Genomic DNA, 15301 nt, shown 5'->3' on the forward strand with positions numbered 1-15301 from the left:
GTAGTCCACCCGTGGGACCGGATTTATCCGGGAAGACGTAGGTGCTGGCGATGAAGATTTGTATCGTTTGCGCCGGCCTCTTCGCGAGCAAGCTCGCTCCCACGGGATGAACCGTATTCCACCCGTGGGACCGGATTTATCCGGGAAGACGTAGGTGCTGGCGATGAAGATTTGTATCGTTTGCGCCGGCCTCTTCGCGAGCAAGCTCGCTCCCTCGGGTGTAAGTCGGGCGCTGTCCTACACCTTCCCCGCACAAAAATGCGCCAGAGTCAGAATGCTGCGGGTTATGGGCATCGGCACGCTGGCGCGTTCGGCCAGTTCCAGCACGGCATCGCCAATCGCCGCCAGTTCCAGCGGCAAGCCCTTGTCGAAGTCTTGCAGCATGGAAGTGCGCACCGCGCCCATGCTGGCGCCAAAGCGAATAAACGTCTCACGGTCCATGCTCACGCTGGCGTCATAGGTCGTGGCGACCAGCATCGCCTCCTGAAACATGCCCATGGCCAGCTCACGCATCTGCGGCAAGCCGTAGATCTGTCCCAAGGTCGCGCCCGTGATCACCGATACCGGGTTGGAGGTCAGGTTGGCGATGATTTTCGTCCACAGCTGATCGCGCAAACGATCCGTGCCTTGCGCCTCGATACCGCACGCTTCAATCAGTGCCCGCACGCGTTCCAGACGCGGTGTCAGTTTGTTATCCAGTTCGCCGAAGATAATTCGATAAGGGTCGTCGGATTTGACCACGCCGGGGCTCGGACATTGAGCGGTGATGAACACGACGCAGCCGATGATCTGGTTCAGATCCAGCGCATCCGTCAGCAGGCCGCCAGGGTCGACCGCTTCGACGCGTTCGCCATCGAATCGCCCGCCTTCGCCATGGAAATACCACCACGGCACGCCATTGACCACTGGCACGACCACAGTTTGCGGGCCGATCATAGGCTGGATTTGCGGCAGCATCTTGCTCAGCGAATGAGCTTTGGCACAGATGAACACCAGATCCTGTTCGCCCAGAACGACTGCGTCGTTGCTGGCATTGACCCACACGTGGTGCTCGCCGTGCGCATCGCTCAAGTGAATGCCGTCACGCTGCAGGATGCTCAGGGTTTCGCCCCGAGCGAAGACATTGATCGCCTGGCCACTCAGCGCCATTCGGGCGGCCAGCGTGCAGCCGATAGCGCCCGCACCGGCGACACAAATGCGCAGGGAAAAAGAATTCATGACAACTCCGACTGGGAAATACGTCCCGGAAGCGCTCCGGGATGTGTTCAGTATTTACCGGTCGGCAGCCGTCGCACAGCAGTTTTTACAGCTGGCGGGACGGCGCTGTTCAGGCGGCTCCTGGCACCAGCCATGCCGACAGCATTGCCACGTCCCGCAGGTATTCCGGAGTCAGGTGGTTGTACCAGAGCAGAATCATCTCGACCAGGGACGTCACCAGCACCAGAAGGCCTACGCCCCATGCCGCTGCGGCATACAGAAACCCCTTGCCTGCATCCAGGCGCATGAAGGTCGTGATGCCGACGAACAACAGGTACGTCGAATACAGGCCAGCCAGGCCCAGCACCGCAATCGCCAGCCAGCGACTCGGATACAGGCCGGCCAAACCGGCGAGCATAAGCGGCGTGGCGGTGTAGGCCGCGAAACCGATGCATTGATTCAGCGTCGGCCGCGCCTCGAACGTACGGGACATCCAGCGGATGAACGCGCCCATGATGATCGTGCCGATCAGAATAGTTACGTAGAGCAACACGCACAATTGCAGCGCGCTGCTCGCGGTCAGGCGAACTTCTTCACCTTCCGCCAGGCTCCAGCCCACGCGAGTGGTGCCGATGTACAGGCTTATCGCGGGTATCAACGCCAACAGCAACAAATGCAGCAAATAGTGTCGCGGGTGCTGTTCTTCGTCCTGGCGAATGTCCCGCCATGCATGTTCGGGGTTAGTGAACAATTTAATGAAGTGCGCAGTCATGGCAAATCCCTCTTGCTCCAGGCAGCCTCCAGATTACGGCACGCAGCCGTGTCAACTCGTTAGAGGTTAGTTGTCCGTCGGGTTCAGTGCAAAAAGCTGAACGGCGCATGAATTAACATTGCCGTGCCGTGGGATGTAACTGTGTGGCCCGCTGGTCAACTTATTGCACCCGGACCTGAACTTTAATTCGTCGAAAGGCCTCCTCTTATTCAAGGACTTCAGTTATTGATTTGCACAGAAGCCACTTATTCGGGAGAACTCCATGCGCGCACTTACCTATCACGGGGCCCATGATGTCCGGGTCGAAACGGTCGCTGATCCGATCCTCCAGGAAGCGGATGACATTATTCTGAAAGTCACTGCCACCGCTATCTGTGGCTCGGATTTACACCTCTATCGCGGCAAGATCCCGGCCACTGAACATGGCGATATTTTTGGTCATGAGTTCATGGGCATTGTCGAGGAAGTCGGTTCCCAGGTTACGGCGGTACAACCGGGCGACCGCGTGGTGATCCCGTTTGTGATCGCTTGCGGCAGTTGCTTCTTCTGCCAGCTGGATCAGTTCGCCGCCTGCGAAACCACCAACACCGGACGTGGCGCTATTCTGAATAAAAAATCGATTCCGCCTGGCGCCGCGCTGTTTGGTTTCAGCCATTTGTACGGCGGGATTCCGGGCGGCCAGGCTGAATATGTCCGGGTGCCCAAAGGCAATACCGGGCCGTTCAAGGTGCCGGGCACCTTGCCTGATGAAAAGGTGTTGTTCCTCTCCGACATTCTGCCCACCGCCTGGCAAGCTGTGCTCAATGCGGGCATCGGCACAGGTTCGAGTGTCGCCATTTACGGCGCCGGGCCGGTCGGGCTGCTCAGTGCGGCATGTGCGCGGATGCTGGGCGCGGAGAAGATCTTCATGGTCGATCACCACCCGTATCGTCTCGCCTACGCCCAGGCGACGTATGGCGTTATCCCGATCAACTTCGACGATGACGATGATCCGGCCGATACCATCATTCGCCAGACCGCCGGCATGCGCGGTGTTGACGGCGTGATCGATGCGGTGGGTTTCGAAGCCAAGGGCAGCACCACGGAAACCATCCTCGCCACCCTCAAGCTCGAAGGCAGCAGCGGCAAGGCGTTGCGCCAGTGCATCGCTGCGGTCCGTCGCGGCGGTACGGTGAGCGTGCCGGGTGTCTACGCAGGTTTCATCCACGGCTTCATGTTCGGCGATGCCTTCGACAAGGGCTTGACCTTCAAGATGGGCCAGACCCACGTGCAGCGCTATCTGCCGGAGTTGCTGGAACACATCGAGAGCGGCGCGTTGAGTCCCGAAGCGATCATCACCCACCGGATGTCACTGGAAGAGGCGGCCAAAGGCTACAAGATCTTCGACAAGAAAGAGGAAGACTGCCGCAAAGTGATCCTCACGCCGGGTTTCGACAGTCGCGTCGGTGAACCGGAAAGTGTTGAAGGTGTGTTGGCTGTCAGCCAGGGCGCATAAGTCGAAGGCCTTCGCTGAAGGCCTTCGTGATTGAAACCAAGTCGAAATACCTCAGGAATATTTCGACGAATGATGCGGGTAATTCACCAGACGCGCGCCGATCACCATTTCGCTGATCCAGTTGGTCAGCATCGAGCTGTAAATGCTTTGGCTGATGTCACTGCTCAGCGCATGGTCGGCGCCGTCGACTAACCGATACGTCAACGAATGCGCCAGTTCGAACGCGCCGCGATAACTCATCAGCGTGGCGTGGGGCACGTAGTCGTCCTGTTCTGACTCGATGAGCAGCACATCCCCCTTGAATTCCTTGCACGCGGCCAATGCGCGATTATCCGCTGCGGTTACGGCCGAGCGGCGATAGTGGGCGAGTTTGTCCCGATCCAGTTCTTGCTTGGGCATCTCCCAGTCGGCATCCCAATACAGCGCCGGCACCCGCAACGCCAGCCATTTGACCGGGCGCAGGCCGCTGAGGATCGTCGCCAGGTAACCGCCATAACTGCTGCCGATCACCGCGATGGCGGTATTGTCCACAGCCGGATGACTGACCAGCCGGTCGTAAGCGGCGACCAGATCTTCCAGGCTGTCTTCACGAGACACGCGAGCGCGCATTTCATGGGTGCGCTCATGACCGCGCAAATCGAATGTCAGGCACACGCAGCCCAGGCCGGTAATGTTTTTCGCCCGCGCCAGGTCACGTTGTTGGCTGCCGCCCCAGCCGTGGACGAACAGGATGCCGGGGATTTTCGCACCGGGAGTCAGGATCGTTCCCGATATCGATTGGTTATCTACGGCAATTTCAATGCTTTCACTGCTGACACTCATAAGGTTGAACCTGTGTGAATTTGGTAATGAATCCCACGTCCGGGTCGTCGCCCTCGTAAAGCACGTTGGCCCCTGCCGCAAGCGCAGTGGGGCCGTAAATTTCGTGGGTCGAGGCGCAAATAGCCTGTAAGTCGGGATCGGCAGCAAATGCCAGCAAGGCCTCGACTTCCGCCGCGCTGGCCCCGCCGATGCGCCAGGATTGCTCAAGCACGCCGGAGCAGCGCTTGCCTTGAGCATTGGTGCCCTGGGCGATGTCGTAATTGCGCCGGGAAGCGATCAAGTCCGGGAAGCATTCGAAGGCCGCCTGCTCATAACGCATCGCCTGAGTGATGGCGCGCCTGACGGATTCGTCGAGAGGTTGTTTCAGCAGCGTCTGATAATCGCCGCGCACGACCCACAGCGTCGAGCCGCCATACACCGTTTCACCCTGATTGTCCTGGGTCAGGCATTGGGTGCCGTGATAACTGGCGGTGATGCCGGCCACGCTGACCTGCCCGACACTCAAGGTCACGACATCGGTCAGGTCTTCTTCCAGCACCAGCCCCCAGGTTTCGACTTCCTGCATGTCCTGTTGCGCGATGGCCTGGTCGAGCTCGGTTTCATCGTGGGCGACGATCTGGCCGCGCCCCGCAGTGGCCAGGACCGGTTTTACGCGCACTGGGCCATTGGCCAGAATCAGCCGACCCGCGCGATCCGCGTCCTGTTGGTTGAACACGGTGTAACCGGCCAGCACCGCGTCTGTGGTTTGCTCGTCAAACTCCTCGGACCAGCCGGGTGGTTTGGCAGTGGCATTGGGGATAAGAGGATGGGAAATGGCCTTGGTGGCCATGAACGGTTGCGAGATCAACCCGCCGAACAGGTCGTCGGCATCGTCGATATGCAGCGCGCTGTTTTCCTGCTTGCCAATCAGCGTGTCGGAAGGGACGTAATAAAGGCCAGGTTGAGTATGGATGGCATCGTCATACAGGCCTTCAAACTGCGTTCCCAGCAATCCGGCGAGTTTCTCCGCGAGTGCCTGATGCACGACGACTTCGTGTGTTGCGAGCTTTTTATGGGTGGACAAGAGAACTACGGCAGCTTTTTTTATGCTCGTTCTGGATCCGCTCATTGATCAACTCCTGGTCCATAGGATGGTTGAAATAAATCTCCGGCCTAACGTTTCGAGCCGGTGCGCAAAGGTTGAGTTCCGCATTTCTGATGAGTGGCTTGAACTGGTTTTTTCGGGTTGTGAGGGCGGCAGAAGAGGTAGCGCAAAATGCCGGGAGGCTATCGCCTGATTCATGCATTTTGCATGGGCGCTAACTATTAGTGATTTGCTAATTAGTTGATTTTCATGGTGTTTGCGGTTTCCCGATTTCGGGCATGAAAGCTGCTTTGTTAGTTGCTACACGATTCAAGTCTTCACGCTGCACCAGCAACTAAAAAATCAAGGCGACGTATACAGTCGCCATCTGCGGAGAAACCTGATGAACGCTATCGAACTGTTGGAACAAGACCATGTGCGCGTCAAAGACATCCTCAGTCAGCTGAGCGAATCCACCGACCGCGCGGTCAAAAAACGTACCGATCTGCTAGCCAAACTGGAAATGGAATTGACCATCCATACCCAGCTTGAGGAAGAAATCCTGTATCCGGCTTTCAAGGAGGCCGGGAGCAAAGAACAGGACATCATGTATTACGAAGCCAAGGAAGAGCACCGCACCGTGGACTCGTTGGTTCTGCCGGACCTGAAAGTCACCGATCCAGGCACGCCGGAGTTTTCCGGTCGCGTGAAAGTAGTCAAAGAGCTGCTTGAGCACCACATCGAGGAAGAAGAAACCGAGATGTTCCCGCAGTGCAAGAAATTGCTTGGCAAAGAGCGCCTGGAAGAACTTGGCGCGCAGATGGAAACCTTGAAAGCCGAGCTGAAAAAACAGCTGTCGGCGGTTAACAAGGCGGCGTAATCAAGTGTAATGGAGCCTGTGGGAGCGAATTTATTCGCTCCCACATTATTGAAATCGGTGCGATCCTGTGGGACCGGATTCATCCGGGAAGACGTCAGTGCAGACAACACATCTGCAGCGTCTGGGGGGTTGCCCCCAAACATAGAATCCCACGACCTTCGCCGACTATTCTACTTTCGCAGGCTCACCCAACGTCTCACCTTCCCCCAATGCCTTGTATTCCTTACGCAACGCCTTGAGTTCTTTCTGGTCCAGATTGTCCAGGCTCAACAGCGCGTTCTGCGCATCCTTGGTCACGCGCAATAACTCATCGATCTTGATGTGCAGTACATCGTTGTCGCGGTTCTGGGTGTTTTGAATCAGGAACACCATCAGAAAGGTAATGATCGTCGTCGAGGTATTGATGATCAGCTGCCACGTATCGTTGTAGTGAAAATACGGCCCGCTCAAGCCCCACAACCCAATCAGCACGATTGCCGCCATGAACGTCCTGGCGCTGCCGGCCCATTTGGAAAGGCTCTGGGAAAACTTCGAAAATTTCATTTCTGGGACCATTAGTTGAAGTGATGAACTAAAGACCGCAGGAATATCGCGAAATTTCTACTTACAAATTATTTCATCTTGTTGGGCAGTCACCTGATCCGGCTCATTACCAGGACTGACGCCTTCGCGGGCAAGCCCCGCTCCAACGATCCACTAAATCTGTAGGAGCCGAGCTTGCTCGCGAACATAGAATCTCCAACGGAGCCGGTGTCAAACCCCGGACAAAAAAAGACCCGCTACGCGGCGGGCCAATGGGATTCAACAGGAGTGATTGCAGGTTAAGGGCGCAAAGGTGAAAGCGGCGTGAAAAGGATGTCGCAGAAACGCGAAGCCCGGCAATCGCCGGGCTTGATGCAACGTCGAACATGTTCAGCGAGCTTGAGCAGACGCCTGTCCTGCTGATCTGCCTTGGGCTTTCGCCGGGAACGTATGTGGTGCGTTGAGTCTTGAAGCCATTCGGTCAGCAAATTCCTTGGCTTCAATCAAACTTCGACACTTGACCGGGTAGTTGTCCAGCTTCACGACCCAATTGGCCCCGTGAGTACCTTCTTCGATTTGGATAAGCATCTGTACGCATCTCCATTAATTAAGTCGGTGAACACCATGCCGCGTGTCAGCGGCGAGAAATCAGCGAGAAAATCCTGCGCCGAATGGGACGGATGAGCCAGCGAAAAATCACCTAACCGATGAAACGCCGCGACCCTTTCAGATCGCGGCGTTATGGGTGCTGGATGCGCGATTAGTTCAGGTGCGCTTTAAGTTCATTGCCCGCCTGGCGCAGGGCGGCTTTCACTTCCGGGATCTGATGCAGCGGGTTAAGCAGACCGTAATCGTGAACCATGCCGTTGTAACGAACCGCAGTCACCTCGACCCCGGCGGCGTCGAGTTTGCGAGCGTAGGCCTCGCCTTCATCACGCAGCACATCGGCACCGGCAGTCTGGATCAGCGCTGGTGGCAGGCCGCGCAGTTGTTCGGTGGTGGCCTGCAATGGCGAGGCATGGATCTGCGCACGTTCGCCGGCGTTGGTGGTGTAGCTGTCCCAGAACCACTGCATCATGCCTTTGGTCAGGAAGTGGTCTTCAGCGAATTCGTTATAAGAGGCTGTATCGAACTTCGCATCGGTCACCGGCCACAGCAGCAGTTGGAAGCGCAATTTCGGGGTGTTCTGTTCTTTGGCCATCAAACTGACCACCGCCGCCATGTTGCCGCCGACGCTGTTACCGGCTACTGCGAGACGTGAGCCATCGACGCCGATTTCCTTGCCATGTTCGGCAACCCATTTGGTCGCGGCGTAGGCCTGGTTGATCGCGGTCGGGTAGTGCGCTTCAGGGGACGGCGTGTAGTTGACGTAGACCGCCACGGCGCCGGAATTCACTACCAGGTCACGAATCAGACGTTCGTGAGTCGGGTAGTCGCCCAACACCCAGCCGCCACCGTGGAAGAACATGAACACCGGCAAGTCGCCTTTGACATTGGCGGGGCGCACGATTTTCAAACCGATGGATTCGCCTGCCACTTTGATGGTGCGGTCACTGACTTGAACTCCGGAAAGATCCACCTTCACCGACTGTTGTGCGCCGGTCAGCACTGCACGAGCGTCTTTCGGGCTCAGCTGCTCAAGAGGCTTGCCGCCACCTGCTGCCAGGGCGTTGAGAAACCCTTGGGTCTGGTGTTCGACATAAGTGCTTTCAGCGGCAAAAGCAGTGTTGATGGACAGAGCAAGTACGGTCAGGGAAGCGGCTTTCTGGATGAAGTTCATGATGATAGTCCTTGATGATCAGTGAGTAATGGTTGGGCTGTTTCAGCACCATGGACATAGATTAGGGTTCATTCAGAAAGTGATAAAGCGGCTGACTCGCGTTTGACTGTCAACCTGAAGGAGACAGTTGGGCAAATTGCTGCAACGAACTGCTCGCTGTTCTTGTCTATGTTTTATCTCCTCGTTGTGGACTTTTGACATGTCGCCTAATCGTGGCCTTGTATTACTCGCCCGGGGTGGTTATGCCGCCCGTGGTCTGGTTTATCTCATCATCGGTTTTTTTGCGCTGCTTGCTGCGCTGGGTTCCGGGCAGCCGGCAGACAGCCATAGCGGCCTGGAAAAACTGCTCGGCCAACCGTTTGGTCATGCCTTGGTCGGTATTGTCGTTGTCGGCCTGATCGCCTTTTCCGCCTGGCGCTTGCTCCAGGCGACCCGCGATGTGGACCATCACGGCACAAGCTTCAAAGGCATCGCCATTCGCGCCGGTCTGCTGGCGGGCGCTGTCAGCAATGCGTTGCTGGCGTTCTTTGCCTTGAGCCTGCTGATCAGCGGTTTGAATAGCTCAAGTGACTCCAAGGGCGGCGGCAAGACCGAAGACTTTCTCGCGACGCTGCTTTCATGGGATCACTCGAACCTGCTGATTTATCTCGCGGCATTGGTGCCGTTGGTGGTCGGCATCATTCATATCGTCAAAGGCTGGAAAGCGACGTTCGAGAAGTATTTCGAAGCCGATGAACAGGTCATGCGTTATGTGCGCCCCGTCTCACGCTTCGGCCTGATTGCGCGGGGTGTCGCTTTTATCGAGATCGCCGTTCTGCTCGCGATCAGCGGTTCGAGCTATCAGGCCATGCATCCGCCGGGCATGAAAGACGCCATGAACGGTCTGGAAAGCCTGCCGATGGGTTGGCTGGTGCTGTCGGTGGTTGCGGTTGGGCTCATGGCGTTTGCCGTTTACAGCTTTGCCGAAGCGATATGGCGCAAGATCAACATGGATGTGCCGGATGCTCCGGATTTCGTCACCTCACATTTGAAGTAAGCTGCTGATCGAACAGTTTTCCATCAGCGCTTCGGTCAGGAACATTCCATGTCGCGTCATCCAGCAGTAGATGCTCCATTGAGCCCCGAGGCTTTGCAGGCGCGTTACGCGTTCGCCCGGGAGCTCGCGATGAAAGCCGCGCGCCGCGCGCTTGGGCCGTACAAGGAACGCGATTCCTTGGTCGTCGGCCATAAAGGCGATCAACTCCAGGATCTGGTCAGCATCGTCGATCAGGACACCGAGGCGTTCATCAAGCAGCAACTGGCCGAACGGTTCCCGGACGACGGTTTTCTCGGCGAAGAAACCGGTGGAGCGACGCTTGATGCACGTTGTATCTGGGTCGTTGATCCTATCGACGGCACCCGCTGTTTTGTCAACGGCTTGCATGCCTGGTGCGTGTCGATCGGCTTGCTGGTGGACGGCGAGCCCATGGTCGGCGCAGTCGCTGATGCGATCCACGACGAGCTGTTTCATGCCTGTTCGGGGCAGGGCGCCTGGCTCAACGGGCAGCGCCTGAGCGTCAACACCGCGCCTGATATCCGCCACGGCGTTATGGGCGTCGGCACATCGCTGCGGCGCGGCAAAGAGCACTTCATTCCGTTCATTACCCAGTTGCTGGAACAAGGCGGCACCTTCATCCGCAATGGTTCGGGGGCGTTGATGGTGGCGTACGTCGCCGCAGGCCGCCTGATCGGCTACTACGAAACCCACATCAACAGCTGGGATTGTCTGGCCGGGCTGGTACTGGTCAAGGAGGCAGGCGGGCTGCAGAACGACTTCCTGCGTAACGATGGCCTGACTCGGGGTAATCCGCTGCTGGTCGCAAGTCCGCAGGTTTATCAGCAAGTGGCCGAGATGATCGGATCCTCGCTGGACGAGTGAACTGCACAACCGGTCTTGTAGGAGCCGAGTCCTACCGGGCCGATGCAAAACCGGTAGATCGCTGGTCAGATCCAACTCCCAAATGAATACAATAAATTCAGCGCTAATTCACTTTGAGTGATAACTCTTCAACGCCCATTCTTTGCTGGTTGCTGAACGCTCTAAAGTAGTCCCGCCTGCATCGATCTGCTGTTATGGTGCAGCCTTGCATCAGCTAGACCGCGTCCACTTAACTTTCCACTAGGTCTGCGTGCCGCCTCTAACGTTCGTACCGCCAATTGCACAGGGCTGTTCCGTTTGAAGGATCCAGGAGTTGCGCAATGAACGACCATACGCAGGACGCGAGCCTGGATGCGGCGCTTGAGCCCGAGCTTGAAGTTGCGTTGGCCGACTGCGCAGATGACCGATCCGCATTCCCGGAGCCATTCAGCCCCATGGCGTATTGCTTACCTTCAGCGGTAAACCCCTTTGCATCGAGCAGGTAAGCGCCAACTGCGCCAGGGTATTAGGTCTCGACAGCCGTCAGCTATTAGGCAAATCCATGTCGATGCTGATGTCGCCGCAACAGGCAAACCACCTTGAACGCGCGTGTTCCGACCCCTGCTTTGGTGAAAGTGATCCAGTTCGTCTGAGCTTTGGTGGTTCGGACTACAGCGCCTCGCTGCACCGTAGCGAAGACGTGTGGATTCTCGAACTGGAGCCATTTGTAGACGTCTCGCAGGAACACTCCAGAGTCATTGCCCGGGTGCTGCGCAACTTGCAGGCTGTCGATACGTTGGACGCGTTGTTCGCTGTCAGCGTACATGAGATCCAGGTGCTGACTGGCTACGACAGGGTGATGATTTACCGCTTCGAGCCTGAGGGCCATGGCAAGGTAGTGGCCGAAGCGCTGACTGGCAGTTTGCCCAGTTATCACGGTTTGAATTTCCCCGGCTCTGACATTCCCGCTCAGGCCCGGGAGTTGTATCGCTTGAACTGGATCAGGGTGATTCCCGACGCGACGTATACCCCCGTTCCGTTGGTGCCGTTGCTCAGGCCGTCAACAGGGCAACCGCTTGATCTGGGCTTCTCGACCCTGCGCAGCGTTTCTCCGGTTCATTGTGAGTACCTGAAGAACATGGGCGTGGTTTCGTCGATGAGCATTTCGCTGCTGGACAACGGCAAGCTCTGGGGCCTGATCACCTGCGCTCATCCCGAACCGCTGTTTGTACCTCGCGAGCTGCAGGATGCCTGCACCCTGATCGGCCAGCTGCTGTCAGTGAAAATCGCCTCGATTGTCGCGACCCAAATCCAGCGTGAATGGGAGGAGAAAGTTGTCTTGCTCGGGGTGCTGGCCTCAGCCATGAGCCGTACGGATCGGGACGTTCTGGAAGGGTTGGTGAGTCGGCCCGGGCAACTTCAGGCGCTGACCCTGGCGGACGGTGTCGCAGTGCTGATTGCGGATCGACTGCACCTGTTCGGAAACTGCCCAACCCCTGCGCAGGTGCGGGCGCTACATCTGTGGATTCGGGATGTGGGCCTGCCGCAGAAAAAGTCGAAAGAGCGCGCCTTTGGTTTTCAGGGCCTGGGTGTTTTCCATACCCACTCGATGTACCTGGAAAACCCTGCCAGCGCCGCCTTTCGTGATGTGGCAAGTGGTGTCATCGCCTTCATCCTGCCCAAGTCCATCGACAACGCCGTGATGTGGTTTCGTCCACAGTTGACCTCCACGATGAACTGGAGCGGAAATCCGGCCCAGCACCTGAGCCCCGGTCCGCTCGGCTCAGCCAGCCATCGCCTGCACCCTCGGCAATCGTTCGACATCTGGCAAGAACAAGTCACCGGTAAAGCGCAGCCGTGGTCGATGGGCGATCTCTATGCCGCTGAAGACATTCGGCGTTCTGCGCTGGAGCACGATCTGGAGCACCAGGTTCACCGCGAACCGGCGCAGTCGATTTCCACCGGGCTGGAACGGCAACTGCTGGAGCATCGCATCGCGCGCGCGGCACTGCTCAACGAGCTGAATCATCGGGTAAAAAACACCCTCGCGACGGTCCAGGCGATGGCATCTCTCACCGCCAGCAGCTCTGATTCCCTGGCGTCGTTTCGCAAGCGTTTCGATGCGCGGCTGTTTGCCTTGAGTCAGGCGCATGACGCCCTCGCGCAGTCTGAATGGACATCCAGTCAGCTTGCGGATCTGATCCTCCCGCTGCAGGCCTCGGGTGGCGGGACAAACCAGATCACGCTCAAAGGCGATCAGGTCACGCTCGAACCCAGAATATCCCTGACCCTTTCAATGGTGTTCCACGAATTGATGGCCAACGCCCTGCAGCATGGCGCACTGATGTGGCCCTGCGGCCGCGTGACGATTACTGCCACGCTGAACCTGGCCGAAAACCCGCAGGCGCTCAAGATCGACTGGGTCGAAACAGGCGGTCCGCCGGTCAGTGAAAGCGCGGTCAAAGGCTTTGGTTTTCGATTGATCCACCGCAGCATCGAGGGCGAGCTGCAAGGCAAGGCAGAGGTATTTTTCCCAAGTACTGGTCTGCAATGTTCGATGCTCATTTCACGGCTTGAAACGTCGGCAGGCGCAGTATGATTTCGGCAATCGCGCTGCCCCGGGTGTTCCTTGTCGAAGACGAGACAATGCTGGCGATGTTGATCGAGGCAATGCTCGAAGACCTGGGTTACTCAACGGCATTTCACGCCAGCACGCTCGCCGACGGCTTGAACTACGCACTCACGGGGCAGTTCGACCTGGCAATTCTCGACATCAACATCATCGGCGGCACGTCTTTTCCAATCGCCGCAGCAATTGCCGAACGCGGTATACCTTTCGTGTTTTGTTCAGGGTACGGCCACGTCGGCATACCCGAGTTATGGGCAGATCGGCATTGCATTGCGAAGCCTTTCGGTGAAGTGCAATTGGGTGAGGCGTTGCGGGGGCTGCTTCCTGGAGATATCGCGAGCAGTCGCGCAGCCCCGAACTCGATGTAATCCGCCGCGCGCACGGCCGAACCTTCAGCGTTGGTTAAGGCCTGTACCCGACTGCAGACATGCAGCCCGATATAACTGTCGATACGCCACCACCAATTGCTCCAACGTAAACGCCAGATTGCGCCCGCTGGGGTTGGGCAGCACCCAGACGGCTGCACCGCCGAACGTCTGCGCCTGACGTCCCCACTGAATCACCTTCTGCCCGGACAATCCGGCGTAGGCCGCCTTGCCGAGAAACGCTACGTTGAGCGGCGCATAGCGGGCAATCTTCTGCTCAAAACTCACCGCGACTGCGGTGAATTCCTGAGCGGACAATTGATCAGCCCGCGCGGTGGGCCGTGCGACCACGGCGGTCAATCCACAGTGGTACTCAAGGATTGACCGGTCGTTTTCCGGCCGCACTTCTTCGCCCGTGAACCCGGCCAGATGAAGCGTGCGCCAGAAGCGATTTCCCCGCCCCGCGAAATGGTGCCCTTGGGCTGCAGCCAGCAAGCCGGGATTGATCCCGCAAAAAACCACTGACAGACCTTCAGCCAGAATGTCTTCAAGTCCTTGCATGTCACCTCTCAGCCGCAGATCACGTTGACGGCATTGCGCACCAGGCCGGTCAACTGTTCGCGGGATTTCCCCGCCCGCGCGCGTATCGAAATGCTATACAGCAGCGAGGAGGCGAGTATGCCAGACATCCTGCAAGCCGAATCGGAACTGTACATCGCCAGCGCGGCAGTGGGCGTGGCGACGGCGAATCGCTATCCCGCGTCCAGTTATCCGCCTCGCTGGCTCGCTACCAGCAAATGGTTATTCACTCGTTCGGCCAGGTCGCGGACACCTTGCAGGCAATCAACCATGGCGCTGAGCAGAACCTGGCGCAAGACGACGCCTTGCGCGCCGCTGACACCAGCTTGCGTTTGAATCAACAGGCTTACGCCCAGGGCGAAAACAGCATTCCACCACCCCGAGCGATTCAAACCCGCGCTCGAAGCGAGCTGCCGGCGATTGCAGGTCGACTACATCGATTGCTATTTGATCCACACGCCGTTCGCCTTCCAGCCTGGCGACAATCAGGACCCACGGGACGCTCTGGGACAGGTCATCTACGATGGCAAAATCACCTTGCTCGACACCTGGCGCGCCCTTGAAAGCCTGGTGGATGAAGGCCGCTGCAAGTCCATCGGCCTCTCGGACATCACGCTGGATGCGCTGAAAGAGATCGTCGCCGCTGCACGGATCAAACCGGCCGTGGTGCAAATCGAAGCGCACCCGTTTTTGCCTGAATGGGAGATGCTCGAGTTCTGCAAACAGCACGGGATTGTTCTCCTGGCCTTTGCCCCGCTGGGCCACGGGATGGAACCGAATGTGCTGCAAGACCCGGTGATCACCGACATAGCCCGCAACCTGCGAAAAAGCCCGGCACAAGTCGCACTCGCCTGGGCAGTCCAGCGCGGCACCGCTTTCCTGACAACCTCAGCAACGCCAAGCCGTATCCAGGAAAACTTCAACATCACGACGCTGCCACACCGAGCGACGAGCGAGATCAACGAAGAAATCACCACCCGGATTCGATTTAATTCGGTGGTTGAGACGGGGGTTCCAGGGTTTATTCCGCGTAAGAAATGATGGGGGGAAGGGGCTCATCAAAGTCGACCCTTGAGCTTACGGGCACAAAAAAAGACGTCTTTGGACGTCTTTTTTTGGTTGGGTTTGGTGCAGGGGTAAGTTGGAATTTTGTCGTATCTAATTGATTTTTATGTCTTGCACTGACCTTGCCCCTGAAAAACGTATCCCTTGCCAGGTGTCTCAATAGCCGCAAGGATACGACATGACTAAGTCCAAGACAGACCGCGTTAAATACACCCTCGAGTTCAAGCTTGAGGCC

The 15301-nt window shown here is 57.6% G+C and carries 14 protein-coding genes and 3 pseudogenes; 7 read left to right on the forward strand and 10 right to left on the reverse strand.

Features of this window, described 5'->3' with window-relative positions:
- Positions 1 to 237: 237 nt before the first annotated feature.
- Together ACP7E4_RS26845 and ACP7E4_RS26850 are read right to left on the reverse strand one after the other, a co-directional pair.
- Positions 238 to 1218 carry a ketopantoate reductase family protein gene (locus ACP7E4_RS26845; protein ID WP_426118809.1) on the reverse strand — a complete coding sequence of 327 codons (981 nt, stop codon included), beginning with the start codon at positions 1216 to 1218 and terminating at the stop codon, positions 238 to 240.
- 109 nt (positions 1219 to 1327) lie between these two features.
- Entirely contained in the window at positions 1328 to 1969 is a 642-nt protein-coding gene (locus ACP7E4_RS26850; RefSeq protein WP_426118808.1) for a Yip1 family protein, read from the reverse strand.
- A 262-nt stretch (positions 1970 to 2231) separates the two neighbouring features.
- Here ACP7E4_RS26850 and ACP7E4_RS26855 point away from each other — a divergent pair, with 262 nt between their 5' ends.
- Entirely contained in the window at positions 2232 to 3464 is a 1233-nt protein-coding gene (locus tag ACP7E4_RS26855; protein ID WP_426118807.1) for a zinc-dependent alcohol dehydrogenase, read from the forward strand.
- Between the two features lie 51 nt (positions 3465 to 3515).
- Here the strand turns inward: ACP7E4_RS26855 and ACP7E4_RS26860 are convergent, their stop codons facing one another.
- Positions 3516 to 4286, reverse strand: a complete 771-nt coding sequence (locus ACP7E4_RS26860; protein WP_426118805.1) for an alpha/beta hydrolase family protein — start codon at positions 4284 to 4286, stop codon at positions 3516 to 3518.
- Positions 4270 to 5394 (reverse strand): DUF3182 family protein, encoded by a 1125-nt coding sequence (locus ACP7E4_RS26865; protein ID WP_426118804.1) that lies wholly within the window; start codon positions 5392 to 5394, stop codon positions 4270 to 4272. Before ACP7E4_RS26865 ends, ACP7E4_RS26860 begins: the two co-directional genes overlap by 17 nt.
- A 358-nt stretch (positions 5395 to 5752) precedes the next feature.
- On the opposite strand from ACP7E4_RS26865, the gene ACP7E4_RS26870 reads away from it, so the two are divergent.
- Positions 5753 to 6229, forward strand: a complete 477-nt coding sequence (locus ACP7E4_RS26870; RefSeq protein ID WP_426118803.1) for a hemerythrin domain-containing protein — start codon at positions 5753 to 5755, stop codon at positions 6227 to 6229.
- A 165-nt stretch (positions 6230 to 6394) separates the two neighbouring features.
- Here ACP7E4_RS26870 and ACP7E4_RS26875 read toward each other — a convergent pair whose 3' ends face one another.
- The 3 genes from ACP7E4_RS26875 to ACP7E4_RS26885 all read right to left on the reverse strand — a co-directional run bounded on the left by ACP7E4_RS26875 (position 6395) and on the right by ACP7E4_RS26885 (position 8531).
- Complete coding sequence (locus ACP7E4_RS26875; protein WP_426118802.1) at positions 6395 to 6772, reverse strand: low affinity iron permease family protein; 378 nt, start codon at positions 6770 to 6772, stop codon at positions 6395 to 6397.
- A 369-nt stretch (positions 6773 to 7141) separates the two neighbouring features.
- The gene (locus ACP7E4_RS26880; RefSeq protein ID WP_426118800.1) at positions 7142 to 7339 is read right to left on the reverse strand and encodes a hypothetical protein; all 198 of its coding nucleotides are present in this window, start codon (positions 7337 to 7339) and stop codon (positions 7142 to 7144) included.
- A 172-nt stretch (positions 7340 to 7511) separates the two neighbouring features.
- A complete protein-coding gene (locus ACP7E4_RS26885; RefSeq protein ID WP_426118799.1) occupies positions 7512 to 8531 on the reverse strand; it encodes an alpha/beta hydrolase in 1020 nt (339 codons plus the stop codon).
- A gap of 199 nt (positions 8532 to 8730) precedes the next feature.
- On the opposite strand from ACP7E4_RS26885, the gene ACP7E4_RS26890 reads away from it, so the two are divergent.
- The 4 genes and pseudogenes from ACP7E4_RS26890 to ACP7E4_RS26905 all read left to right on the forward strand — a co-directional run bounded on the left by ACP7E4_RS26890 (position 8731) and on the right by ACP7E4_RS26905 (position 13425).
- Positions 8731 to 9567 (forward strand): DUF1206 domain-containing protein, encoded by an 837-nt coding sequence (locus ACP7E4_RS26890; protein WP_426118797.1) that lies wholly within the window; start codon positions 8731 to 8733, stop codon positions 9565 to 9567.
- Positions 9568 to 9615: 48 nt separating this feature from the next.
- Complete coding sequence (locus ACP7E4_RS26895) at positions 9616 to 10449, forward strand: inositol monophosphatase family protein (RefSeq protein WP_426118796.1); 834 nt, start codon at positions 9616 to 9618, stop codon at positions 10447 to 10449.
- Positions 10450 to 10769: 320 nt separating this feature from the next.
- Positions 10770 to 12838, forward strand: a pseudogene (locus tag ACP7E4_RS26900) (HWE histidine kinase domain-containing protein); the annotation flags it as partial.
- 185 nt (positions 12839 to 13023) lie between these two features.
- Complete coding sequence (locus ACP7E4_RS26905) at positions 13024 to 13425, forward strand: response regulator (protein WP_426118795.1); 402 nt, start codon at positions 13024 to 13026, stop codon at positions 13423 to 13425.
- A 24-nt stretch (positions 13426 to 13449) separates the two neighbouring features.
- Here ACP7E4_RS26905 and mug read toward each other — a convergent pair whose 3' ends face one another.
- The 3 genes and pseudogenes from mug to ACP7E4_RS26920 form a co-directional block, all read right to left on the reverse strand.
- Positions 13450 to 13983 carry a G/U mismatch-specific DNA glycosylase gene (mug, locus tag ACP7E4_RS26910; protein ID WP_331149335.1) on the reverse strand — a complete coding sequence of 178 codons (534 nt, stop codon included), beginning with the start codon at positions 13981 to 13983 and terminating at the stop codon, positions 13450 to 13452.
- 8 nt (positions 13984 to 13991) lie between these two features.
- Positions 13992 to 14102 (reverse strand): annotated as a pseudogene (locus ACP7E4_RS26915) (TetR/AcrR family transcriptional regulator); the annotation flags it as partial.
- 87 nt (positions 14103 to 14189) lie between these two features.
- Positions 14190 to 14393 (reverse strand): hypothetical protein, encoded by a 204-nt coding sequence (locus ACP7E4_RS26920; RefSeq protein ID WP_426224904.1) that lies wholly within the window; start codon positions 14391 to 14393, stop codon positions 14190 to 14192.
- On the opposite strand from ACP7E4_RS26920, the pseudogene ACP7E4_RS26925 reads away from it, so the two are divergent.
- A pseudogene (locus tag ACP7E4_RS26925) lies at positions 14374 to 15042 on the forward strand (aldo/keto reductase); the annotation flags it as partial. The gene ACP7E4_RS26920 and the pseudogene ACP7E4_RS26925 sit on opposite strands and share 20 nt — an antisense overlap.
- Between the last annotated feature and the right edge of the window lie 259 nt (positions 15043 to 15301).

The sequence above is a fragment of the Pseudomonas sp. DSP3-2-3 genome (assembly GCF_049898225.1).
Taxonomy (GTDB): Bacteria; Pseudomonadota; Gammaproteobacteria; order Pseudomonadales; family Pseudomonadaceae; genus Aquipseudomonas.